The sequence below is a fragment of the Cryobacterium sp. TMT2-18-2 genome, from assembly GCF_004402245.1.
GTDB lineage: Bacteria > Actinomycetota > Actinomycetes > Actinomycetales > Microbacteriaceae > Cryobacterium > Cryobacterium sandaracinum.
Genome location: NZ_SOFU01000026.1, coordinates 21,109 through 44,683, shown reverse-complemented (window position 1 = coordinate 44,683; position 23,575 = coordinate 21,109). Strand labels below are relative to the sequence as shown.

The 23,575-nt window shown below is 62.7% G+C and carries 15 protein-coding genes; 5 read left to right on the top strand and 10 right to left on the bottom strand.

What is annotated here, in order from left to right; all coding sequences use genetic code 11:
* Positions 1 to 7 precede the first annotated feature (7 nt).
* From E3O22_RS08615 to E3O22_RS15895, 10 genes are all read right to left on the bottom strand, one after another.
* On the bottom strand, positions 8 to 6,439 hold the full coding sequence (locus E3O22_RS08615; protein WP_134395816.1) for a DEAD/DEAH box helicase: 6,432 nt from the start codon (positions 6,437 to 6,439) through the stop codon (positions 8 to 10).
* The gene (locus E3O22_RS08610; RefSeq protein WP_134395814.1) at positions 6,439 to 11,151 is read right to left on the bottom strand and encodes a DNA methyltransferase; all 4,713 of its coding nucleotides are present in this window, start codon (positions 11,149 to 11,151) and stop codon (positions 6,439 to 6,441) included. Before E3O22_RS08610 ends, E3O22_RS08615 begins: the two co-directional genes overlap by 1 nt.
* A gap of 3 nt (positions 11,152 to 11,154) precedes the next feature.
* Positions 11,155 to 14,082, bottom strand: coding sequence for a helicase-related protein (locus E3O22_RS08605; RefSeq protein WP_134395812.1), 2,928 nt, complete (start codon positions 14,080 to 14,082; stop codon positions 11,155 to 11,157).
* Positions 14,083 to 14,512: 430 nt separating this feature from the next.
* Positions 14,513 to 14,749: a hypothetical protein gene (locus tag E3O22_RS08600; protein WP_134395811.1), complete on the bottom strand. Its 237-nt coding sequence runs from the start codon at positions 14,747 to 14,749 to the stop codon at positions 14,513 to 14,515.
* A 351-nt stretch (positions 14,750 to 15,100) separates the two neighbouring features.
* Entirely contained in the window at positions 15,101 to 15,280 is a 180-nt protein-coding gene (locus tag E3O22_RS16720; RefSeq protein WP_370448438.1) for a hypothetical protein, read from the bottom strand.
* Between the two features lie 410 nt (positions 15,281 to 15,690).
* Positions 15,691 to 16,035, bottom strand: coding sequence for a hypothetical protein (locus E3O22_RS08590; protein WP_134395807.1), 345 nt, complete (start codon positions 16,033 to 16,035; stop codon positions 15,691 to 15,693).
* A 170-nt stretch (positions 16,036 to 16,205) separates the two neighbouring features.
* Complete coding sequence (locus E3O22_RS08585) at positions 16,206 to 16,565, bottom strand: hypothetical protein (RefSeq protein ID WP_134395805.1); 360 nt, start codon at positions 16,563 to 16,565, stop codon at positions 16,206 to 16,208.
* A gap of 78 nt (positions 16,566 to 16,643) precedes the next feature.
* Positions 16,644 to 17,201 carry a hypothetical protein gene (locus tag E3O22_RS08580; protein ID WP_134395803.1) on the bottom strand — a complete coding sequence of 186 codons (558 nt, stop codon included), beginning with the start codon at positions 17,199 to 17,201 and terminating at the stop codon, positions 16,644 to 16,646.
* Between the two features lie 486 nt (positions 17,202 to 17,687).
* On the bottom strand, positions 17,688 to 18,014 hold the full coding sequence (locus E3O22_RS08575) for a hypothetical protein (RefSeq protein WP_134395801.1): 327 nt from the start codon (positions 18,012 to 18,014) through the stop codon (positions 17,688 to 17,690).
* Between the two features lie 210 nt (positions 18,015 to 18,224).
* Positions 18,225 to 18,551, bottom strand: coding sequence for a helicase associated domain-containing protein (locus E3O22_RS15895; protein WP_134395799.1), 327 nt, complete (start codon positions 18,549 to 18,551; stop codon positions 18,225 to 18,227).
* Between the two features lie 423 nt (positions 18,552 to 18,974).
* Between E3O22_RS15895 and E3O22_RS08565 the strand changes: the two genes are divergently transcribed.
* The 5 genes from E3O22_RS08565 to E3O22_RS08545 all read left to right on the top strand — a co-directional run bounded on the left by E3O22_RS08565 (position 18,975) and on the right by E3O22_RS08545 (position 23,563).
* Positions 18,975 to 19,325, top strand: coding sequence for a hypothetical protein (locus E3O22_RS08565; RefSeq protein ID WP_134395797.1), 351 nt, complete (start codon positions 18,975 to 18,977; stop codon positions 19,323 to 19,325).
* Between the two features lie 20 nt (positions 19,326 to 19,345).
* On the top strand, positions 19,346 to 19,648 hold the full coding sequence (locus tag E3O22_RS08560; protein ID WP_134395796.1) for a hypothetical protein: 303 nt from the start codon (positions 19,346 to 19,348) through the stop codon (positions 19,646 to 19,648).
* A gap of 296 nt (positions 19,649 to 19,944) precedes the next feature.
* Entirely contained in the window at positions 19,945 to 20,541 is a 597-nt protein-coding gene (locus E3O22_RS08555; protein WP_134395794.1) for a hypothetical protein, read from the top strand.
* A gap of 101 nt (positions 20,542 to 20,642) precedes the next feature.
* The gene (locus E3O22_RS08550) at positions 20,643 to 21,641 is read left to right on the top strand and encodes a tyrosine-type recombinase/integrase (RefSeq protein WP_134395793.1); all 999 of its coding nucleotides are present in this window, start codon (positions 20,643 to 20,645) and stop codon (positions 21,639 to 21,641) included.
* Complete coding sequence (locus E3O22_RS08545) at positions 21,638 to 23,563, top strand: hypothetical protein (RefSeq protein WP_134395791.1); 1,926 nt, start codon at positions 21,638 to 21,640, stop codon at positions 23,561 to 23,563. The genes E3O22_RS08550 and E3O22_RS08545 overlap by 4 nt, the downstream gene beginning before the upstream one ends.
* Positions 23,564 to 23,575 lie beyond the last annotated feature (12 nt).

Genomic DNA, 23,575 nt, shown 5'->3' with positions numbered 1-23,575 from the left:
GAGCGAGCTACTTTCCGGTTCCCAGTGCTGCTACGACATCATCAACGTTCGGTTCGACGATGACCCAGCCGGCCTTTTCAAGTTCGGTGCGGTCTCCGTCTTCAAGCCCGAGCGACACCGCGATCTGTTCGAGCTCCCACGCGATTCCCACCGGAATGCCATCGGCAACCTCAATGCCGATTGCGGGCACGACCATGTCAGGCAATGTCGCCAGTTGCGAGAGCAAGTCCCGCTCGTCGCCGTCGGCAAACTCGAGCGCCGCCGCCCACTCGGCCGAGATCGCACCGTTCAGCACGACGTCGACCGCACCAAGTTGCGACGCGAAGTCGGATACCTCGGACATCGCCATGATCTCGCCGAGCCGTGTCACGTCGGCGGCGCCAAGAAGATTCGAGAGCCGCAGCCACATCTGCCACGCATCCGCAAAGTTCGTGTCGGCCAGAGCGGCCGGTCGGTCATCGAGCATGAGCACGACCTCGGTGGCGTCACCCATGCCGCTGTAGCGCGAGGCCATGACAAGAGACGTGCGTGCGAGGTGCCATGCGTGCGGCAGGTTTGATCCCGCAGGAACCGAGCCCTTCAATATCTCTGCTGCGCGTCCAACCAGCGCCTCGCGCGAGATCACAGCTTCGACAAAGGTGCCCGGCAGGGTAAGCATCGGAAGCGCGTGCGCCACCCGCTTCCACCGGTCCTCGGCCGCGGCGGGATCTTGCAGCCAGTCCATCAGTTGAGTCAGGGGGTTGGCCGTCACATGGTCAAGAGCGCTCGGAGAGAGGCCGAACTGATTGACCATGGACGCCGCGAAGTCGCGGTCGAACCACGACGCTGGGGGCTCCGATACGCCCTGGTCCGCGCGCCTAATGTCATCCCACGTGATCGCAAGCACCCCGTATCCCTGTGCTCGCAGGTACCGCCGCTTGGCGGCGTCATCGGCGATTCGGTTGTGGGCTGTCGTCGCGTGGTAGGTGCGACCGTCGGTGTAGATCGCCAGAGGAGTGGCTCCGCCGCCGATCGCCTCCAGTACGAAGTCGGGCCGAGTCTTCCCGATGAAGGGTTGCGGGGTGAGCGCCCACAGGTGTTTGCTCCCCGGTAGTGTCAGTCGAATCGTGTTGCCCCAGGCGCCAGGGATCTCCTTGATCGTGGCGCCGAGAGCGCGAGCTCGGTCCATGAATACCTTGCGGAACCACTGTTCGAGGATCGACTCAGGGTCTTGTGCACCCGGATCGATCTCCGTCACCACCCACGGGGCGCCCGCGCCATTCTCGTCGAGTCCCAGGATCGTTCGCAGGTTCCGCTCGGCGCTCGCGCGCGAAACGAGGGAAAGGTCCCCGCCAGGAGCGAACGGAAGCAGGCACAGGTGGCAAGCGCTTCTGCCCTCATGCCGACATGGGCATTCGGCAACGATGCGCCAGGCCCGCTCGAAAACGTCGCGAATGTTGTTCTGCTCTGCCAAATCCGCGAGGTACCCGGTACCGCCGGGCACGGCGTCGTGGATCAGGAGAGCGACGTTATTGACCTCGTCGCCCAAAACCGGCTCCACGATCGTGACGAGGCGCAGGTGGTCGGGGTCACCGCCAATGACTTCCCGGAGCCCCAGCTGCACAGCCGCGGAGAGACTGGGCAGGCCGAGTCCGTCACCAACCGTGACGGCGCTCGGCAAGCGGAGCACGAGGCCTTGCGTCGTGAGCGTGCGGCTCAGGGCGAGCTGCCGCGCGTGCTCCTGTTTGGACGTGCGGTATCGGCACCAGGGGCGATGCTCTCGAGCGCTGTTGACATCGCCCTTCTGGTCGAGCTTGCCGCAGGCTCCGCAGACACGGAACAGGGGTGGCGAAAGTTCCTCGCCCGCGAGCATCCGCGGCGTGCCGGCTCCGGTGACTTTCCCCAGGTTGATCCAGCGGATGGTGAGCTCGCGCAGGTACTTCACCCCGAAGGTGGTTCCTTCGACAAACCACTGCCGCGCAACGTTGGCGGGGTCAATGTCGGCCGCGATCTGCACGGAGAAGCGTTCGCGCTGCCGCTCGTCTCGGCGATCGCTGATCGTCGATTCGTCACGGCGCACCTCGGCCGAGACCTGTTCCAACTCGGCAACATCGAACTTCTGGTTGGCATCTGCGATGCCCTTGCTCGCGCAGCGCGGGCAGCTCGCCGGCCCCTTGGCCGCGTCGCCGTCGGTCGGCACCATGACGTCGCGGGCATACCCGCAGTCGGGACAGAACACCCACGTCTGCACTCGGGAGCCTTCGCTCCCCAGATCGACGGCATCGATGAAGATCTCGACACCCTGGGCGTAGAAGGTTGCCCCCGGTGCGAGTTCATTAATCGCGATGCCGGCGCCGCGCTCGTAAGTAATGGCGTCGTGCTGGAATTCCTGGCTGTCGGGGTCGATCCAGCTGAGGGCCACGTCAAGTCGTACGCTGTCGTCGAGCAGGGTGTAGTTCGGCAGAACGCCAAAGCGCTCGAGCGCTCCGACCCAATGCTCGTCGTAGAGATCGCTCGATTGACGGATGACCATGCCCAGTGATGCTTTTGCCGCTCTGAACGCAATCTTGTCGTCTTCGCTCGCGGCCGGGTGCCCGGCAGCGGCCTCCAGCTCAGGGAGCGATTCCACGATTGCCTTCTTGCGCAGCCGGAGGTTTTCGATTTCCCCATTCCAGCGCGCGCTGGAAGCGATGAGCGTGGTGGCGATTCCGCTCAGTCGGGGTTCGGTGCCGGGCAGAGACCAACTTCGCAGCGTCTCGGTTGCCCAGTCGCTGAGGTGGTCGAAGGTCGCTAGAAAGGCCTCGAGTCGCTCAGTCGCGTGGGCTTCGGCATCGTCGATGACGGTCGCCAAAAAAGAGGTTCCCTCGGTCTTGGCGAGCACGTCACGGGCATGAGTGATGCCCATGACCTTCCCGGTCGCGGCCAGCCGGTCCACGATGGATGCCGTGTACTGACGGCGCAAAATCTCTTCGGCGTTCAGATACGTGGCCGGAGGGCGCACCTCCCCATTGATCACGGAGAGCGGGTCGCCGAGCTTCGGCAGCTGCTCGCCGCGTCCCACGACGAAAGCCATCGTCAGGGCGTTTCCCGTCAGGCGGCCTGCCCGGCCTACACGCTGCAGGTAGGAAGCCACAGATCGGGGCAGTCCCGCCAGGAACACCGTGGAGAGGTCTCCGATGTCGATACCCATTTCCAGCGTGGGCGTGGCAACGAGCACGTTGGGGGCATCCGGCCTCGCGATTGCCGCCTTGAAACCGTTCTCATACTCGAGGCGCACCTCGTCCTTGAGCATGCTGGTGTGCTCCCGGGCGACGACGCGGCGAATCTCACCGTCGTTGTACTGACCGCGGTAGTAGTTGGCCTTCCCGGCCACGGGGCGGAGGGTGCCGCGGCACCGGGCCACCAGGCAGGGGCCACCGCCGAGCTGTTCGACGACCGTGGTCGTTCCGGGCACCGGGGTCTGGCACGTGTCGCACTCGAGCAGATTGCGTGCGGCCTCCAGCTCGGCCAGAGCGATGGGCGCCACGAGGATTCGGCTCGGGCTCAGCTGATAGGCGATCGCTCCGCTGGCGCCAATAGGAGCGCTGAGAATAATTCCGCCCTTCTCCAATTCGGTGAAGAGCAGCTTCGTGAGTTTGGCACCGTCCGAGGCGGTGACGCCCAACACCTTGCGCGCCCAGATCGCGTACCACCCCTGCGACGAGGTCGCCTGGTCGAGGTGGGAATCGCGGGCACCCCTCATGGCCGCCGTCGAGCCGACACGCGGGTAGGCCGGTGCTTCGCGATCCTTGGGGAAAGCGGGCATCCCCTCACCGCGCGGCCGGCCGCCCCAAACGTGCCAGCGTTCGCCATTGTTCTCAATGTATTTGCGGAACCACTCGTGCTCGATCGATCCGCGTTCGCGCATGCGCTCGAGCACTCCGCGAACCCAGCGCACGATCTCCGCGGTCGCGACTTCACCGTCGCTATCGTCATCGACGAATCCGGCGGTCTCGAAATCACGCACGGCTGCGCGACCCAGTGCCTCGAGCCGCGCCTCCGGGCCCGCATCGACCTCGGCGGCTACCGACCCAGTCAGCTCAAGGGTGCGACCAACCCGGGACTGCAGCCCGAACTCCATGGCCAAGTCAAACTTGAGCCGCTTGCGCACCAGCCTCATCGTTCCGGCGGGCACGCGACGTGCGCTGTCTTCTCGCCAGAACGACGAGAAGCTATCGCGGTCGACGACGTCCGGCGCCAGAAGCCGGTAGCGCAGAAATTTATCGTCGCCCGCGCGCCGCAGCAGCTCTTCGGCGACGTCGTCGAGGGTCGAGACCCCGTCGCCAATGGCGTCGCGAATCGCATTGCGCAGGCTGAAAACGTGCGAGCGGCTCTGCACAAATCCGGCGCGATGGGCGGCATCCTGCACACTGTCGGTGAAGACCAGAGCCTTCTTCTCGCTGGCATCGAGGTGACGATCACCGAAAATGGTGTTGATGCTCACCGAGAGCAGCGTTGAAATCGCGCTTCCTAGAAAGCGGATGCCGTCCGCCTTCTGGCAGTTGGGGCAGACGTCCTTGTGCGAGGCCTCGTCGGCTTCGTCTCCGGTGAGTGTGAGCACGGGGAGCACGTCAGTTACGGCCTGCGCGTGCTGCTCATCGTGCGGAGGCTCAAGGCTGAGGTTGCGCTGCTGCACATCGAACCAGAAGAGGCCTTCCGTCCTCGACTCATCCGCTGGCGCCTGCTCCTGCTGGTCGGCTTCACGCGGTGCATAGATGAGCGAACGAAATCGTGCGGAGTGGTTGGCGTGGTTGCGACGTATATCGATATCGCTGTGATCGAGGTCGAACCCAACAGGGCCGAGCTGCACGCCCCAGCCACTGCGCCCACAGTGCCTGCAGTAGATTGCGGGGAATTTCGCGCGTCCTTCCACGCTGAACGGGTCGTCGTTCTCGCGCTCTTCAATACCGCCGTCGTCAGACCAGTCGTATCCGACCGTGGGGCCGGCGTAGCGGTCGAGCCGGGTGAGCGCGCGCACCCACAGGTGCAGATCCACCGAGGCCGCTGACCGGCCGGCCACAGCTCGCACGTGGCTCAGCGCAGCGATGACTGCAACCAGAAAGCTTCCGCGGGCCGCGTCTCGTTGCTCGATGCTTTCGGTGGTTCTGAGGCCAGCGGGGAACAGCGTCACGGCAAGCGTGTCGATCGACACCGCATCGCTCGCGGCCTCGCAGAGGTCGCGGATGAACGGGTGCCCCTGAGCAGCCGCAAGCAGCAGCTCGGGGGTGGCGTCGGCGAACGCCTCCGCCGCATTCGGTGTATTACCGTCTGAGTACAGGGCGGCGAAGACCGTCGCAGTGAGGGTCTCGGCGTCGCGGTGTTGTCCGCCCAGGTCGGCGACTGCATCGATCAGTTCGGTGACGAGGGCAGCGTCGACAGATCGATGTTGGAGACCACGGCCGGCGAGGCTCTCTTGCGCCCCCGCGGACCAGTCATCGAGGCTCAGGCGGGTTTCGGTGATGATGCTGTCGTCATCGAAGTCGTCACCGAAGACCGTATTGGCGAAGTCGACCATGAGAGTGGGGTCGCCCTTGTCACCGAGTGTGGCGGACGTGGCAATGGGCGTGATGAGCCCAAGCGGACGAGCCCGAGCCGCGTCATTGATGTCGGCATGTTGGTCGGGCCAGTTCCGCTTGAGCGCGAGGCCGAGCCGACGCAGCAACATGGCCACGTCAGTGCCCTGAGCGCCATCGTAGGTGTGGAACTCGTCGAGCACGAGGTAGCGCAGGCTGGTCGCGCTCTGCTTCCAGAGGGCCTGGTCGGCGGGGCGGAGCAGCAGCTGATCGAGCATCTTGTAGTTGGTGAGCAAGATGTCGGGGGCCTCGGCGTGCATCGCCGTGCGGTCGGTAATGAGCCCGTCGGTGGTGACGGTGCTGCGGGTGGGCCCGCTCTGCCCGGTGTACAGGGCGGCGCGCACGCCGCCGAGCGCCGGGCTGGTGGTGATGAGCTCGGTAAGGCGACGGGCCTGGTCGTTAGCGAGGGCGTTCATCGGGTAAAGGATGAGCGCCTTGATTCCCTCGACGCCCTCGCGCTTGGCGCGCAGCACGTGGTCGAGGATCGGGTGAAGGAACGCCTCCGTTTTGCCGGAGCCGGTGCCCGTGGTGACGAGTGTCGGCAGCGGGCGAGATTTTTCAGCGCTCAGGTTCGCACTGCTGAGCCGCGCGAATGCTGCGGCCTGGTGCCCGTAGGGCGGGAAGCCCTCGTACCAGTCGAGTGTCGAGCGCCAGCCGTCCTCAGCGGGCTTGAACGGCAGTCGTAGCCGAACGTACGGGCCTTTGAAAATTCCATGCTCTGAATGCCGCAGGAATCGGTCGAGCGCCACACGGGCGTCTTCGTCAGCGAGTGCAAACGTGGTGGAAAGGTAGTCGACGAGACCATCCCGCACGTCCTCAGCCTGGAGGGTGGGGAGCAGCTCGCTCACTAGCGCTCCGCCAGGATCTTCTCGAAGTGCGCATAGGCCTGTCGCATGTCGGCCTCACGGTCAAACGTCACGAATGGCAGCTCATAGGTGTATGTATTGCCGGAAGCGTTCGTCGCTGTTCGTTCCGACTCAGTGGCCTGGTCCAACTTCGACCGCCACGAAGACAGCACCGAGTTGGGCACGAGCCGCCCGTTTGCATCGAAGAAGTATTTGCTCCTGTCATACCCGTATAGCACCGCGAACTGCGTTCGGTAGATCGTGCAGAGCTCATCCGCGGTGAGACCAACCATTAGAGCGATCAGTGCGTCGATCTCGAGTTGAGCCCGGCGCCTGTCCTTTCCGCCCCTAAGAGGAACCTGCGCGGACCATTTTGAATTGACCTCACCAAGAGCCACCCCAGACTCCCTCGTCTCTGAAATGGTCCATGTCGCGCGGGTGAAATTCTCGTCAAAACAGCCCTCCCAAAGAGCCGCATATGCCTCCGTCAAACAATTCAGGCGAAGAACCCGGATGTGGAGTTCGCTCATTAGCGGGTGGACTTGGATTACCGGGAGGCCGCCTACAAAATCCTTCGAGAGGGTGGAAGGAGCCGCGACGCGGACTACGAAATCGAGTACCAAAGCAGATAGGAATCCCGCGATTGTCAGTAAGTCTCGCAATGGTCGACCTGGAACACCAGCGCTCATGACGGCGTGAACATGAGTGGGTCCCGGGGGAATAATTGCCGCCTGAAGTGAGCGCTCGTTGCCGACTTTAAACATTCCCCTCCACACCACTCGGAAATAGCTCGATGCAAGGGCTTTCCCGCTGTCCCACCTAGCCTGCGGTGCTTTAAAGGCTTCGGGAGTCACCATCCTTTGAAAATTAGTCCGTGGTCTAAAATCGACCGGAAGTGTCTCAAGATCGTTGTTGAAGTAGTCTTGATTGCCCTTCATCGTGACGTTTGGTTGCTTCACAAATGGCGTGGAGACCGTGAAATGCGGCCCCTGAAGTATTACGTCCTCCCACCTCATCGGCGTCGCTGAACTAACGTCGAAGTAGCCGCGACGACGGTCAGCGCTCTCATGCCAGCCATCCGTTGCCTCAACTGGCAGATCCTGAAGGCGCGATTTAGCGGCCAGTTTCAGTAAGACCCTTGAGCACGCAACATTGATCGGATACAGCATCCGAGCAGAGTCTGCCGGTTCGCTGACGCCACGTAACAGAGCTGCCCACGCAGCCACAGTTGCATCGTCAACGTGCAGAATCCGTTCCGAATGTGGGCGGAGATCCCAATGACCCTCCGGGTCCTTCGCACCTGGCGCAGGACCTGACCCGTCATGAACAAGTGAACGGGTCACAGTATCGGGATGGTAAAGAGATGCGGCCATCATGAACGAGATGCGCTCAAATGGGCGCCCATAGATATGAACACCAAATGACTTCTTGTCATCAATCTCGAAGAGAAGCAGCTCATTGATGAAATGCCAGTGCTGACGAAGTCGACGGTATGTATTTTTGCGAAGAAGTCCCGCGGCACCCTCCGCGAAATGCGACTCTGGGTGGATCAGACCCACGATTCCATCTCGGCTCATCGACCGCCATGTGCGTTCCATGAAACATCTGTACAGATCAGGCTGCAACCCGCCGAGATACGGAAAATTCGTCGTTGAGCGCAGAAATGCAGATGTCACCGCAAGTTCCCCCACCCCGACGACAACGAGATCCCGAATCCCCGGCAGCAAAAGAGTTTGCTGCCGCATTGAGGTGATCGTTGCCTGAGTTTGCTTCTGGCTCAGCTGCCACCATGGGTCGCCCTCAGCGAGAAGTGCATCTACGTCTGCAGTGGGCCGCACCCATGGGGGGTTACCAACTTGGAGGTCAAAACCGCCCATGGCAAAAACCGCGGCAAAGTCGAGTTCCCAGTGAAAGAAGCCTTGTTGGGTGGCAATGCGTTCGGACACGGCGAGCCACGGGTGGGCTTGGAGTGCCTCCGCGATGGGCGCAACCATCGCGAACGCGAGTTCGTTGTCCTCTGCAGCGCCGAGCTCGGACCATTGGTTCGATAGGCCAAGCGTTGTCTGGCCCTGCGCGGCCAGCTTGGCTTTCACCTCGAAGTGAGTACCGAGAAGCGCGGTAAGACCGCCGATCCACTCGTCCAGGCTCGGTGGCTGAGTGCCCTGCGTGAGAGTATCCGTCAGTGGCCAGAACCAGAGGGAGTTCCACGCGTCCATGACCCGGCGAAGTCGCTGATACGCGCCGTTGGCGTCGGCAAGTTTTCGTTCGATTTCTTCGCGCGTCACGTGAGCTACGGGCTCGACAGCCTCAACCACCGTGGAGGCAGCTCCCCAGAGGGGAATTTGGCGTCGAATCTCGCGCTCAGCAATCTCGAGACGGCGGAGGGCGAACTGCCAGAGCATCTCCACTCGATATGAGAGATTCACGAGCTGATCGAGCTGCTTCTTCGTCGGTTTGGCCGCGATCTGACGACGCCATGCCTTAAGGGCGGTGAGGGCCTCCGGCGCCAGCTCTTTCGCCTCCTTAGCCTCGACTGCGCTGCCCCACCCCTCAGCCGGAAGGAGGAAATGATGGATTGATCCAGCGATTCCTGACGCGATCTTGCCCTCGCGCAGGTCCGTAGCGAGGGCCGACACCGGCACGTCGCGCGGCACGGCCTTCAGCCATGACTTCGAGTTCACCTGATCGCGACTGTAGACCGCGCGGCGGGAACCGATCAGGGAGTTCCCAGGCTTGAGGTGCAGGCCGAACCAGGGCGCTTGCAGGTCCTCCGACATGCTGTCGAGCCAGAGTGAGATCTCGGCGAGCTCCACTGCGGTCCCGTTGAGGTCGACGCCGTACACCTGGTGTAGTGCGATCGAGGCCTTCACCTTCTGCAGTTCCCGGGGGTAGGCATCCGGATCGATTTTTTTGCCCAGCTCGAGCTGCCGGCGGCGAAGATATTGGTCGGCCAACTGCCGCACTGCCTCGAGGGCGAATGCACCAGAGCCGAGCGCCGGCTCGCAAACGGTAAGTTCGAGAATCTCGTCGGCTGTCGTGGTTGTGCCGTTCTGGTCCAGCAGTTCTTCGAGCGCCTGCGAGACTGTGAACCGGGTGAGCACCTCGGGTGTGTAGTAGGAGGCTGACTGCTGGCGCTCCCGGCCGGCCAACCGAAAGACGAAACTGCCCTCACGGTGAATGCGTGCGCGCGTCTCACCTGTGATGGGGTGCGTTTCCTGCACAAAGTCTTTGGACTCAATGCTCTGCGAGCGCTCGACGGGAACGACCCAGGAACCCTTGTCGGCGTTGCCGTCTTTGGCTACCTCGTACAGCTCGGTCTCGGCAAAGAAGCCCGTGTACGACATGAGGCCTTCGTAAACGGCGCCGAGCTGGTTGATGCCCAGGTCTGCGTAGCTAATGAAGCCTCGGTCGCGGCCTTTCTGTTCCTTGCTCAGCAGCAGGTGCGCAAGCACTTCCTGGAGCTTGGTGTCGCTCAGCTTCACCTCGTCGATGTGGGCGGTCGCCTTCGGGAGGAAGAGGTCGGCGCGCAGGCTGTTGAAGACCAGGCCGTCGCGGAGGTCGGAGGCTTCAGGAGCGGTCTCGACAGCCTCGACCAACGGGGTACGCGATGGGGCCGTGACACCGTGGCCCCGATCAACCAGGCGGAAGAGTACAGCGAGCGACTCGTAGAGGTGGGTACCGTTCTCGCCCTGTTCGGTGGCGAGCTTGACGAGCGTCAGCTCGCGGAGGCGGTCGAGGCTGTAGCCCTCCTCGTATTCGCTCGCCCCGACGGGCAGTACGTTGAGTTCTGGCGAGGCCTCGGCGTAGAGCAGGAACAGGATGCGGTACAGGAATCGCAGCGACTGCTTCGCGAGGGCCTGGGCCTCGCTGCCGGGCAGCGGCTCTAGTCCCTTGCGGCGGCGCCGCTCAACCACATCGTTGGCGATGATCTCGATGGACAGCCGCACGCCTTCGCGCAGGTCTTGGGAGACGCCGACCGTGTGCTTGATCGACTCGTCGAGCACCTGGGACCACCAGATGTCGCCCTCGGCATCCGGAGCGAGAGACTCGGCCGACACGCAGGTGAGCGCACGATCAATCTCGCCGCCCTTCTTTGCATCGTTGCGGGCCACCACGAGTTGCAAGTCAACAGCGAGGTAGCGTCCCTCTGCCCACCGTTCCCGCTCTGCGACGAGGAGCCATTTTCCGGCGAGGACGAGCGCGAGGATCGGCCCGTCGTCCTCGACAAAGAGGGTGGAGAGCAGCCGCGCGACCGAGGAGATCGCGTGCTTATCGTTGTCATCAACCTCGAAGGGAACCAGCAAGGTGTCGGTATCCCGAGCGAGCAGGTCTTCGAGTGTGTCGACGGGGCGGGCCTCGACGATCACGAACGGTGAACCGTCAACGAGGCCGGGCTGGGTTACGCGCAGCAGCGGTCCGCTCTGGTCGAGGTGATAGCCGCCGGTGAATCCGAGCACCGTGCGTAGGGGACCGTAGATCTCCTCACGAATGGCAAGGTCGTCATCGCCGGGTACGAGTGCGGCGAGGCGTGTTTCGAGCTGGGCGCGCATTGCGGTGAAACGGGCCCGCGCCGACGGTGTGCCCTCGGCATCCTGCTCGTCCCATTCCTTGCGCCTGGCCACCGCCCTAGCCTGGAACGACTGGGATTTCGCGTCTGTGGTGAAGAAGTGGTCGCTCAGCCAACCCTCGCCAATGATGATCGCTTCATCTGACATGCGCTACTCCCCCGTGCCGTTCTCATTCGTGAAATTCTGTGGAACCACCACGAGCAGTGGGCGCACCAACTGCTGGTGTGGCTTCATCGCCTCGGCCATCAACCGCTCTTGCTCCACGGTGACGCGGCGCTGCTTCAAATCGCCGCGCTGGATGAGCGCGTTGGCGTCTTCTTCCCACCGGTCAACCCGGGTCGACCAGCGGTCAATGCGTTGCTTGATGGCGGTCGCCGATGCATCCGAGAATTGGTTCGCGAGAACTCGAGCGGCGCGAACGGCCGGTGCGATGAGCCCTTGCAGGTGATCGACCGTGACGGCGCCGTGGTTGATCGCCTTTGACCCGGTGAACCCGATGGCTTCGAGAGCCTCGTGAGCCGTACCGTGTGCGGTCGGAAGCACGAACTCGGGGTCTCCGGGATCGGGGACCTGCGCAGTGATGTACGAGCTGGCGACCACCTGACCGCGAAGGTTCGTCAGGGTCGCGAACAACAGCACGGTGGGCGCGTCCACGTCACCGCGCACGGCGAACACCTGGTTACGTCCCAGGTTAGACAAGGCTCGATCGCTGGCCCATTCCAACACCGGATGCAGCGGACCGAGGTAGTGCGCCTCGGGCCACAGTGACGTGCTGGCCTTGTTGTCGCGAGCATCCTGCAGCAGCGCTTTACCGCGCTGAGGCGAGACGACCAGCTTGAGCTCGTCGAGCACGTTGCGGTCGCGCAGGTAGGTCTGCGGGAGCACCTCGAGGCGTTGCGCGAGATCACGAGTGGGCGAGAGCGACACCAGGCCGTGGTTCGGGTATTCGTGCCAGTTCACGCCGTTGTCGGAGACCGAGGCTGCGGGGGTGGCGAACGTCGCCTGGAGCGCTTCACGGAGGAAGGCTGTGTCATCGGCGAAGAGGCCGCTGCCGGCATCCGTCGCTCCGGCTGCCGTGGCGCTTGCCGGTGAGCTTTGAGCGGCGGCAAGTCGTGCCATGAGCGCGCCGATGCTGTCACCGTTGTCGATCACCTGATCGGTGGTGGGGACCGCCTCGTCGAGATCCTTCTTGCCGGCCAGGACTTTGCGAATATCGTCCTCTTCGAGCTTGGCGTCGTAATGGCCCATCAGGGACGCGGCATCGCCGAGCGCGCCGTGAGCTTCGTTCTCTCGGTCGAGCACGCGCTTCAAGACGCGAATGTCGCCGGCGAAGTTGTCATTCGCCGGGTCGAGCAGCAGCGTGCTGATCTGCGGGCGATGCTTCTGGCCGTAGCGGTCGATGCGGCCATTGCGCTGTTCGATGCGGATGAGGCTCCACGGAATGTCGAAGTGGATCAGCTCATGGCACTGCGAGTGCAGGTTGACGCCCTCGGAAGCGACGTCGCCGGTGATGAGTACGCGGATCGGCGAGGAGGATTGTTTGAAGCTCTCCACGATTTCCTGCTGCTCAACGTCGGTCAGCCCGCCGTGAAGTACCCGGACCTGGTCGTCTTTGAGCTTCAGATCGGTGAGCAGCTTGGCGCGCAGCCAGTGCAGGGTGGCGACTCGTTCCGAAAACACGACAGCGCGCTCGGTTCCCGTGCGGCTGACGCCAATCGACTTCAGGTACTCAAGGAGTTTCGTGTATTTGGCCGAGGGCTGAACGAGAGCGGCATCCGACAGCTCGCCGAGGTACTCGAGCGCCTCGCGCTCCCGGGCCTGGCTCGCGTCGGCAGAGGGTGTGACCTTCTTCAACCGCTCCTTGACCGATTCCTTGAGCGCGGCCGGTGACGAGAGGAATGCCTTGGCGAGCGTCCAGGGGAAGAGGCCGCCGTTGTCGCCCGAGTAGGGAGAGGAACCGTTCTCGGGGTGGAGCCAGACGTCTGCGAGTTCGTTGGCTACCGCGTTCTCGGCAGGCGAGGCCTGCACGAGGAAGTGCTGGGGCGGCATCCGCTCGGCCCAGTCGGCACCGACCTCGCGGGCGACCTCTTCACTGTGGCGGTGCCGGCGGATGATGAGGCGCTTCACCTCGGACTCGATGATCTCGCCGTCAGGCGTGACCGCAGTGGGTTCGAGCAAGCGGATAAGTTCGGCGAAGGACTCCTTCTTGCCGTTGTGCGGGGTCGCGCTGGCCAGAATCAGGGCCTCGGTGTTTGGCGCGAGGATGCGGGCGAGGCGGTTGTTGAGAGTGGCGCCGGTGATGTTGTGCGACTCGTCGATCACCACGGCATCCCACTTGTGCTTCGCGAGGTGGGAGCGGTACTTCTCCTGCTTGAGCGTATCGATGGAGATGATGGCGCGCTTGTACAGGCTGAACGGGTTGCGGGTGGCGGGGAGTTTTTGGCGTACCCGCTGGATGCCGACGGAGTCGAGGCGCACGAAGGGAAGAGCGAATCGCGTCCACATCTCGTGCTGCATCTGCTCGAGCACGTGGCGGGGGGTGACGATCAGGATGCGTTCACCGCGACCACGACGAACGAGTTCGGAGAGGATCATGCCAATTTCGAGTGTCTTGCCGAGGCCCACCGCATCTGCGATGAGGATGCGCGGGCGCAGATTCTCCGGGTCGAGGGCCTTGCGCACGGCGGTCTGCTGGTAGGCCAGCGGGTCGGCCAGCATGCGCGTGGAAACGGTGAGCTCGGGAGCATTGAGCGGAATCGGCGATTTGCGGAGGGTGGCCTCGAGCCAAAGCTTCGCAGTGCGGTAGCCGGCTGACTCGTCGCCGATAACGGTAGCCTGCTCGGGGTCGAGCGGCACGATATCGTCGATGTCGCTGTAGAACGCGGCTGTCGAGTCGCGGACGAGTTCGGAGAGGCCCTGTACGCGAATCAGCGTGCCGGAGGTTGTCGCTTCCGTGCTCGTGACAAGCCACTCGGCATCTCGAACCACGACGATCGAGCCGGGTGCAACTGCGAGAGTTCTCCGGCCGTTCGCCAGCCCCAAGAGTGCGTCCGGATGCTCCAGCGTTGATTGTGCCATCGCTGGCACCTCCGTTCCGACGCCCCCGCCGCTCACGCGCAAATCAGAACCTGTGGTTCGATGCGTCCCTGTTCACTGTATCTGAGGCCTAAAGCGCGAAGGTCGGCACGCGTGCCACGTTCGGGGGTGATTGTCGTCGCGATGTCGCTTGTTAGGGCCCAAATAACACTTCAACCTTGCTGGTGGTTGGTTACCCACTGTGGTGGCACTCACCCGGAGGTCATTCCGTCGTCTTCACCGATTTCTTCGAATTGGATCGCCGATCACTCAAGGTGATTCAAGATGCCGTAGCAGCGCGCCTGTGATTGCCGGCGCGACCACCTTGGATGACTTCACTATCCAAAGTCGCTCACAACAAGGTCCATCCACGCAAAGGATCGGGCGGGACGTGTCGTGAGCCGGCTCACCCGGTTTTCGGGCGCCTCCGCGTTCATTCCGTGCGTCCTTCTTGGCCACCATCCCGGGTGATGAATTCCATTTCAAGGGTTCGCACGTCGAGAATGGCCTGGCTCGTCGCCGATGCTGAGCCGCCTTGGTCCAAGATCACAATACGTGTCTGGAATTCCGCGTCGCCGATCATGTAGGTGACCAGTTCGTCGACGTGCCGGTGGTAGTGGCCGCCGAGGTAGAGCCGGGGCTGCACCTGCAGGAACCCGCGATTGAACATAGCTCGTCCTTCGACGGAGTATTCTAGGCCGGCTGGCGGCCACCCGTTGTCTGTTGCCGCCAGCCACGCGTCCAGTGCTGGGAGGTGCAACGGTGCGTCGTGTCCGATGAGCCCGTCGGCATGGCCGTAGCTCAGCGTGGCCAGGTCTGCCTCGGTGATTGACTCTTCCGCCCAGACGGAACGCCCCAGGACGCGATGACCGATATCGACCGAGTTGGCGCCGCCGAGGGCAGCAAGGGTGGCGCCGCTGGCGAGTACGGTCCTGTAACCACGCGGTATGTGGACGATATTCGGTCGGATCCAGCGCAGCCCGTCATCGGCGACCGGGAACTTGTAGAGGAGGTCGAAGTCCTAGTGATTGCCGTCAACGAACGCGAGGGTCTGGGCCGTCATCTTGAGTCGTCGGCTCAGCTTGTCAATATCGATACCCCAGTTGCGCCCCGGCCACAGAAACCCGAAATCGCCCAGGACCACCAGATGTTCGATCCCTCGGGCTGACATCGTTCGTGCCACGGTCAGCACGTGTTGCATGTCGCCGTGGGTGTCGCCGAGGAATCCGATGCGACTGGCGGCGGACAGTGTGCCCGGCCCGGTCGCTGTGATCACTGCGCCCTCGATGTCTTGTCCCGCGCTCGGCGATCACCGAGCGCGAGACATCCGCATCGGGACTCTGATTCGTGAACAGCCATGTCACCAAACCGCTCAAAACGCGATCGATGCGGCTCACCGACGCAATGTGCGAACTGATCGGCAGAACCGACCAGCGGAGTGGTGAGACCGGTAGGAACCGTTTCCGCTCGGCAACAGGAGCACCGTGGTCGCACGGCGTCTTGTGCGCCAGGAATGACACGAACGCTGAAGGGTCTACTGTTGCGCACTACCGCGTTGCACGGCTCGGACGTCCGCGGAATTCGGCAACTCGAGCGCGGGAGCATTAGCAGTCAGAAGCTGATGCCAGTGCCCAAGACTCCCAACGGGTCGAAGACGAGCTTGGCCTCCTCAAGGTTGAGATGCTCGGTCGCGCAACATTCTCTCCAGCATGTCTGTCCGTGGCGCATGTAGTCGAATGCCTGTTCAAGCATCGAACTCGTTTGCCCTGCCGCCATGCTGTATTCCGATGCCCTGTTCATTACGTTTCGGGCTGGTCCGTTGAGGGACTCCGCGGATGGATTGTCCTCCCACGCGTGGAAGAACTCCAGCAGGCTGACGAACCAGTCGTTCTCTAGTTCGTTCAGCAGCGGGTCGGCCTGGAGGATGGAATTGATTGTTGGATCGTCGTGTCGCATACCTTCATCTATGCGCGACCCGGAAACGAGGTGCTCGGATCGACAACGATGTTCAGTTCGACACCCCGCAGCCAACGCGTTTGTCATGACCGAGGGGACCGGAGTCCATCCGAATCGGTCTGATTTCGTCAGGTGGATCTGAGTCCTCTGCCCTGCCTCCAAGTGCAGGCTCATGTGCGTTTATCGAGTTGCGTACTCCCCGGTTCGACGGTGATTCTGATGATGCGAGCCGTTAAGTGGGTCGTGCTGCCATACAGATAACTGGAATCCGAGACGGTCAAGCGACCGCGTCGCCCGACAACGAAATCCGCCATCTGACTTAGAATCACGCACTGGCCGTCGTAAACTGCCGAACCCGAGGTGGGCGTCGGCAACCTCATCCACGTCAACCGACCAACAGTGGATATGAGGTGGACAGTTCCCGAGAGCGTCTCCACCGTGTAGACGCCGGGAACGTCAGGAATCTCTTGGAGTTCGGTCGTGAGGACCACATCAGAGTCATTGGCCTCTCCGCCGTCACCATCGTTCATCCGTGGGCCTCCATTCGCGATTTGGCTGGTCCTGGTTTGTCCATATCGACGAGCCACACGGCCTCGTCGCACGTGGTCCTAGGGCGCATCCACTGCACCCGCCGGCTGCTGGACGTACGCCCGAACACGAAGTACGTCAGCGACTGCCAATCCCCCCTCTGGATTGGTGCCGACCAGTAGCGAAGACGTGCTCCCGAAGGTCTGATGCATGCTCCGGCGTTGCGGTGTCCATGGTCTGCGATCCTCGTCGCCGAGAAGGTCGTCGACCATGACGAAATCCTGATTCGTCACGACACGGCTGACTGCTTGCGTCTTGATCCAGATGTCGCGAAACATCAGGTCTCCCTGTCGCGTACCAACCGTGGCTACACGCCATGGTCCTCCGTGCAGGCCGAGCGCGGGAATAAGGAAGTTGGCGCCGGCATCCCAGGTCGTGCACCAGATCGGCTCGACGAGCCTCTCGTCGATCAATTCGTTCAAGGCGGCGACCACGGCGGTGCTGACCCAGGCATGCTGTGGGTACGGGTCAGGGGCGAACGTTGGAAATCTTTCCAGGTCCCGCGATACCGCCGCGTTCTTGAGGGGCATGGGGCAGAGTCCGCCGTCAACATCCAGGAAGAGTGGCGTGCGGGTCACCTCACGATTCGCTCCCATGTCGTCCTCTCAGATCTGTCACGAGGTAAGGCTCACGAACGGCGCGATGCCGCTCCTCGAACTCTGTTCGAACGAAGATACAGCCTGGTTGTCGACCTGCGATCGAGATTCCAGGACGTTGTCACAAGCTCGGTGTTTCACCGATTTCGGCCGCGAGGTCCAATTAGTTTGCGTCCATTCTGGGGATTGGTGGCATTTACCCTTCGTGTTGTGAGGCAGAACGCCGATGCTTGGAGAAGACGTCTTGCGTCGTAGCACAGGCTGCGCGTCGGTCCCGCACGCCATCTCGACACCCAACGCCACGGCAAACAACAACAGGAGCCTCTCGCCCCACCTCTCCCGCTATGTCGAATTCTCCGATCACGCGCTTTTGACCGGCTCCGCCGCGCAGCACGGGACGCTTCCGGGTGTCCCTGGCGGGCCTACTTCGTCGGAACGTGACGCTTCTTTGAGGGCTTGGTCGCGACCTCATGAGCCTGGTGGGTCGACATCGTCTACTCCAGGCTTTTCGTCGTCGTCGAGTCGGACGATCCATGCGATGGGTGGGCTCCGAAAGGTGCCGCGGGCATCATTGAGGATCACGGGCTCGCCGACCACGAACTCGGGCAGCGAGTCGAATTCAAGCGGCGTCCGGTCCAGCCACAGCCGTTCCGCGCCCGCGACCGGGAACCGCTGTAGCAGCATCGGCAACCTTGAAGCCAAGGCGACCGTCAAAATGGTCGAGTCTTTGAGGGCTACCTCATACACGCCGTTGGAATCAACACCGGGGACCAGCTTTACAATCTCGAGGCTCACCAGGCCAGTATGCCCCGCAGATCTAACACGGTGGCACCCGGGGCTGCATCTGGGCGTACCGACCACCTTGGCCATGAAGCATGGGCCTATGTTCGGCGGATCGCAGGAGGAACGGCCCGCCCGCATGTCGAAATCCGGACATTATACGAATTCCGTATTCCTTCCCTTCGATTAGATCGAAGAAGATTGCAGTCATGGACGCCTCGATTATCACGGGCACGGTGAATCATCGATCTCGATCCTGCGGGCAAGAAGCCCCTCGAGTTGAGTCGCGCGGCTATCGGGCAGGGTTCTGCCCTGCATCTGGCGAAGCTGTCGGCCGAGCCAGCGTCCGAGTGCAAATTCGGCCGGATCTGCTGCGTTGAGGTACGGCAGTTTGCCAGTCCTTCGAGCGTGCTGTTGGCACTCGGCGAAGTGTGCCTGCCAGACCGATTCGAGCGGGTCCCACTCGAAGGCGGGTGACACGTCGAGCCTGACCTTCTGGTAGCTGCTGAGCCTGTCGTCGAAGCGTCGTTGGTGACGCGCCCACTCCCCCATCCGGCGTTCCTCAGGTGGGAGGCTGGACCGGTCGCGAGTGTTTTCGCGCGGGCTCCGGCCGTTCAGCCGCCAGAAGTCTTCGTACCGAGAGAGGGCTTCTGCCCAGTTGGCCGCACGACGCGAGGTGCCGTCGGGAAGTGGCACGCCTTCGCGTGCGACTCGGCCATCGGCGTGTTCGTAGAGCGCTGAGCCGTCACCGCAGTCGCCGGCCGGTTTCCAGCGTTCCCGCGCCTTGGCGTGAAGCTCTGCCGGATGATTTTCTTCGTGCATCGCGTTCCCCTCTGGGTCGCACGAATTGCGGCCTCGAGGGATCTATGCGCGGTGCTCCGAAAGACCGAGCGCACTGGTTTGTCGCTGAGTCGGTGGTTTGGATCCAGCGTTTTCCCTACGGTTGTCCTTCAGCGACCTGAAACCCACCGACAGGTGGACGTCGACACCGCAAAGAAGGCAGGGCGTGTGATGCGCACAGAAACTTTGGTCGGTTCTGAAGGAGGGTGCTGGATCGTCACGACGATCCACGGCACGTGTCACCGGTTCGACCTGGACGCCATGACGGTCACCCGGTATCCAGGGATTAGCTCCGCCCCCACAGTGAACGACCAGGCGCGGCCACTCAGTGAAATCGTGCGCTGCTCCGTCGGTGAACGCGGGTACTGGACGATGAGACCCGAAGGTCAAGAAGCCGACTTCCTGGAGTACCGCTGGCACCTGTCCAGCCAGATCGTGAGCATCGACCGCGCACCGGTAGACCCCGCTGGTAAACCGGGCGAATGAGGTAGAACAAGGAGAGTGTGGTGGAATCACTGACGGATGACGCAACCGGCTGCTACGTCGTGACGACCGAGTCTGGGACAAGATACTGGCTCGATCTCAACCGTCGGCAGCTTCAGAGGGTGCCCAGTCCCGCGTTTCCGGCGAGGCTTCAGCTCCGCCGCGACGGCGAGCATGTCGATCTGGTCGAAGTCGTCCGTTGCCTCCTCGGGCAACCAATGGTGCTGCTGATCAACCTGTGGGTCCCCGGCGTCTGGTGCACAACTCGGGAATCCACACCCGTCGTCCGCATCGACCCGGTGCCCGAGGGCTTGGTCCGACCGTGAACGATGTCCGTGAGCCAGGGCATGACTACCGGCCGATCAACGCCCTGCCGTATTGGGATGTGATCGGCGGGTTCGTCAACGATGCGGTGGCAGACACGGCAGCACGATCGGGTCGTGAAATGACTTCGCTGTATCCGGCCGCTGTGGCATTCGTGCTCTGGTGCTGGCAGAGCCGAGGAACACCGCTGAAGAGACAGCGCATTTTCCGACAGGACACGGTCGAAGAATTCATACATCTCGGCATGACGAGGTACGCCCGAGGCAGTAAAGCCACTCACCGGTCAACCCTGTCGCTCATGGTCGAAGCGTTGAACCCCGCGGAGACTGTTCGCGCACGACGGGCGATTCCACGGTCGGAACCGACGAAACCTTACACAGCCAGCGAGATCGCAGCACTCCACAGCTGGGCGATCGCGCAAGGCACGCCACGACGCCAGAGTGACGCGCTCGCGCTCCTGGCCCTCGGGCTCGGTGCCGGCCTCGCCACCCGTGAGCTCCTCGGAGTTCGCGTCGCAGACCTCGACATGCGCAGCGACCAGATTCACGTAATCGTGTGGGAAAGTCGGCCCCGCGTCGTTCCCCTCCTCGCGGCCTGGCAGCGTCCGCTTCGCCGGCTGCAGAACAACCTCCGCGCGACAGACTGGCTCTTCCGCCCCGGCCGAATCGGCGCGAATCCGGGACAGATCACGGACTTTCTGCTCCGAGCCCGTACGGAATTGGACGTACGCCCCAGCCGGATGCGCACAACTTGGTTGCTCGAACACCTTCTCGGCGGAACCCCACCCCAAGAATTGCTGCGGATTTCCGGGCTGAAGAACCTTGCGGCCCTCGACAAGATCGCCACGTTTGCCCCCAGTACAGGGCACAGACCTTCTTCTGTTCGCGCCCGGTAATCATGTCTGACCAGTTATTTTGCTCATTGCGGTGACGCGCGTTGTTCGGAGAGTGGCATTTTCGGTGGCAGCTTCTGAAAGCCCCCACGCACATAACGTGCGTGACTAGAAAAGACCAACTCAACGACATTTTCCACGCCGACTCCGCGACGTACTCGCACCTCCGCGCCTTGGACCCCGAGATTCCCGACTTTGTGTGGGGAATCATCGTGCGGTTCAGGCCGTACGTCTCACCCGTGCAATGGGAGGCCGTACGGGAGTTCACCATCGAGAACGCCGTGCGGATGCAGCCGCGCACTTTCGACGCGACCCGTCGACTCATGTCAATGTCGGCACGGTTTGCCGCCTGGGTGTGGACGACAACGGGCACGCAGCTCACCGTGGACCGCGTGTACACGCAGAACAACGTGTCGCGGTATCTGCACGCGTGTCTTCCCAAGCACTCCGAGTCACACCGGTGGGGGTTCGTTCGTCAGGTCGGCACTATCGCCGATTCCCTCGCCGGCACCGATATCGCACGCCTACCCGCGCCCCACTTCGTCGGCCGTCGCCCCTTCACGGTCTCCGACGCCGCCACGATGCACAGCTGGGCTGCGAGCCTCACCACTGACCTGAAGCGCCGAAACGCCTGGGCTCTCCTCGGCCTCGCCGGAGGCGCCGGCCTGCGCGCGCACGAAATCATCGACGTTCGAATCGGTGACATCGAGGTTGTTGACGGTCGGGTCTTCGTGAATATTCCCGGGAAGCGTTCGCGCCGGGTCCCGGTCATGCACCTCTGGAACCGCACCCTCCTGCGCAGCATCCAGGACCGCCCGAACCCCGATGACTACGTGTTCCAAGGGTATCGCTGGGACGAATACCGGCCGCGCGTCATCCAGAGCTTCCTTTCTGAACACCCAGCTCGGGTGCGGGCCACCGTGTCGAGACTGCGCTCCAGTTGGATTGTCACCCAAATCGATAACGGGCTCCCGCTCCCAGCTCTCATGGGCATCGCAGGCTTCGCCTCCGCCCAGAGCCTGGATAAACACCTCGCGCATGCCAAACCAATGAACACCACCGCCTACATCGGCCTTATCACCGGCGAAGAGGTCGCGCGATGAGCGCCGGCGACATCGACTACGCGTTCAACGGACACGAACCCGACCTCGGAGGCATGACCCAGGCAGAGGTCATGGGCCGCGGCCACATCCACCAGCTCATTGACGACGCCACCGTGGCACTCATGGAAGGCCGGGTTCGTAAGACCGGAGTTCTCGAGCGACTGCAGGCCTGGAGGGACGAAGATGCGGCCGCGTTCAGCATCGGCGGTCGCCCTTCCCTCATCTCGGAACGGGCCATTCTCACCGGGATGCTGCTGCTGGCCAAAGAGGGCACCGCGATGCATTTGACGTGTGTGCGTGATCTGTTCATGTTCCGCCTCAGCGACGCCTCCCGCGAACTTCTCGGGCTGGAGGCCCCGTCGGCAGCCTTTGTCGGTCATATTGCTGAGAAGAACCGTTGGTATGCCAATACCAGCCGTGCCTTTCATCGCATCAATGACCTGATGGACCCCTTCCCGCAAGAACGCCGCCACTCCAAGACGTACACGCAAATTCAGGAGATCCTTCGAGCGCACGATGCGCAGTTGGCGGACAAACGAAAAGCCCGTCTGGACGAATTCACCAAGCTATTCCTCGTCATGACCTTCAACGAGCAGTCACGCGACATCCGCCGCGCCTCCAAGAAGGTGGATATTTCCTTTGACCAGACGTACGTCGGCGCCCCGACTATCAAGGGGTACTCGCGAAGTAATCTGGCCGGACGAGTCGCGGAAGAGGCCAAGGCTGAAGAAAAACGAACCCTCAAGCCAGGACCGGTCGACGCCTTCGTCGGCTGGCACGTCACGACCGGTGAACGTGTCGACGCGCCCACAGGGCAAATTGACAACACCACGCCAAACAAGAAAGCCGGACTCGCAAACTTCCGGTGGGGCTGGGAAATCAACATCGCCGTCCGCGTCGACTCCGAAGCCCCCGGACAACACAGATTTCCCGGACTGGCCGTCGCTGCAACGATGAGCCTGCCCAACGTCCGCGTCGCCGAAGAAGCCGTCTCCTTGATGAGGGCGACCAAAGCCCTCGGGTTGGAGCCTGGAGTTGGAGACGCCGACAAGCAGTACTGGGCGAATTCAACGACGGACCGCCTTCACGACGATGCGCTCAGCGAAGGATTCACGCCATCCACTGACTACCGCGTCGACCGCTTGGGCGCCCAAGGTGGAGACCACGGTGCCCGTTTCATCGAAGGCAACACCTACTGCCCCGGCACCCCCAAACCGCTCCAAAACGCGACCAAGGAACTCTTGGGCAACATCATCGACACAGCGACCTACCGGGAGCGCATCAAGAGCCGCACCGCATTCCAGCTCCACGTCAAGGAGAAACCCGATGCAAAAGGCCGCGTCGTGCTGCGCTGCCCGGCCCTCGGGCCCAGCCCGACCGTGACCTGCCCCCTCCGGGAACTACTCAAGACCGTGACGGACAAAGCCCGACCCTCCGTCGACGGGGCAGATGTGCCCGACTTCGCCGACAAGATCTGCAGCCAGCATTCCGTGTCGTTCGACACCGCGAAGTTCACGCGCACGGCGCAGGCCTTTGAATATGGCACCCCGGAATGGGACAAGTTTCACACCCACGCCCGCAACTCCATCGAGTCGCTGAATCACCAGATCAAGAGCGGCGGAACCGAAGACATCGAATCCGCCAGCCGCCGCCGCGTCCGCGGATTCGGCGCCGCCCAGATCATCGTCACCATCCTGCTGACAAACTTCAACCTCCGCAAAATCGCCGCCTTCATCAGCGACAAAATCAAAGACGACGCCAAGAAGCACATCCACGGGGAACCCGTCGTCCGGACGATTCGCCGACGCGACCGCGAATGGCACAACCCCTACACCGACACCTACCCGGCCGGCGTGATGCGCCCGGACAAGGCCAAACACCCTGTATCGGATGAGACCGGCGGACCACCGCTTCGGACCTAACCTTCCGGTCCA

What these genes read in the sequence shown, in the direction of transcription:
- E3O22_RS08600 (WP_134395811.1), bottom strand. Translation starts at nt 14,749, where the DNA reads ATGTTCAATCGCGGGTTCCTGCAGGTGCAGCCCCGGCTCTACCTCGGC.
- E3O22_RS08545 (WP_134395791.1), top strand. Translation starts at nt 21,638, where the DNA reads ATGAGCGCCGGCGACATCGACTACGCGTTCAACGGACACGAACCCGAC.
- E3O22_RS08605 (WP_134395812.1), bottom strand. Translation starts at nt 14,082, where the DNA reads ATGGCACAATCAACGCTGGAGCATCCGGACGCACTCTTGGGGCTGGCG.
- E3O22_RS08590 (WP_134395807.1), bottom strand. Translation starts at nt 16,035, where the DNA reads ATGCGACACGACGATCCAACAATCAATTCCATCCTCCAGGCCGACCCG.
- E3O22_RS08555 (WP_134395794.1), top strand. Translation starts at nt 19,945, where the DNA reads ATGGTCGAAGCGTTGAACCCCGCGGAGACTGTTCGCGCACGACGGGCG.
- E3O22_RS08610 (WP_134395814.1), bottom strand. Translation starts at nt 11,151, where the DNA reads ATGTCAGATGAAGCGATCATCATTGGCGAGGGTTGGCTGAGCGACCAC.
- E3O22_RS08585 (WP_134395805.1), bottom strand. Translation starts at nt 16,565, where the DNA reads ATGAACGATGGTGACGGCGGAGAGGCCAATGACTCTGATGTGGTCCTC.
- E3O22_RS16720 (WP_370448438.1), bottom strand. Translation starts at nt 15,280, where the DNA reads ATGCAACACGTGCTGACCGTGGCACGAACGATGTCAGCCCGAGGGATC.
- E3O22_RS15895 (WP_134395799.1), bottom strand. Translation starts at nt 18,551, where the DNA reads ATGGGGGAGTGGGCGCGTCACCAACGACGCTTCGACGACAGGCTCAGC.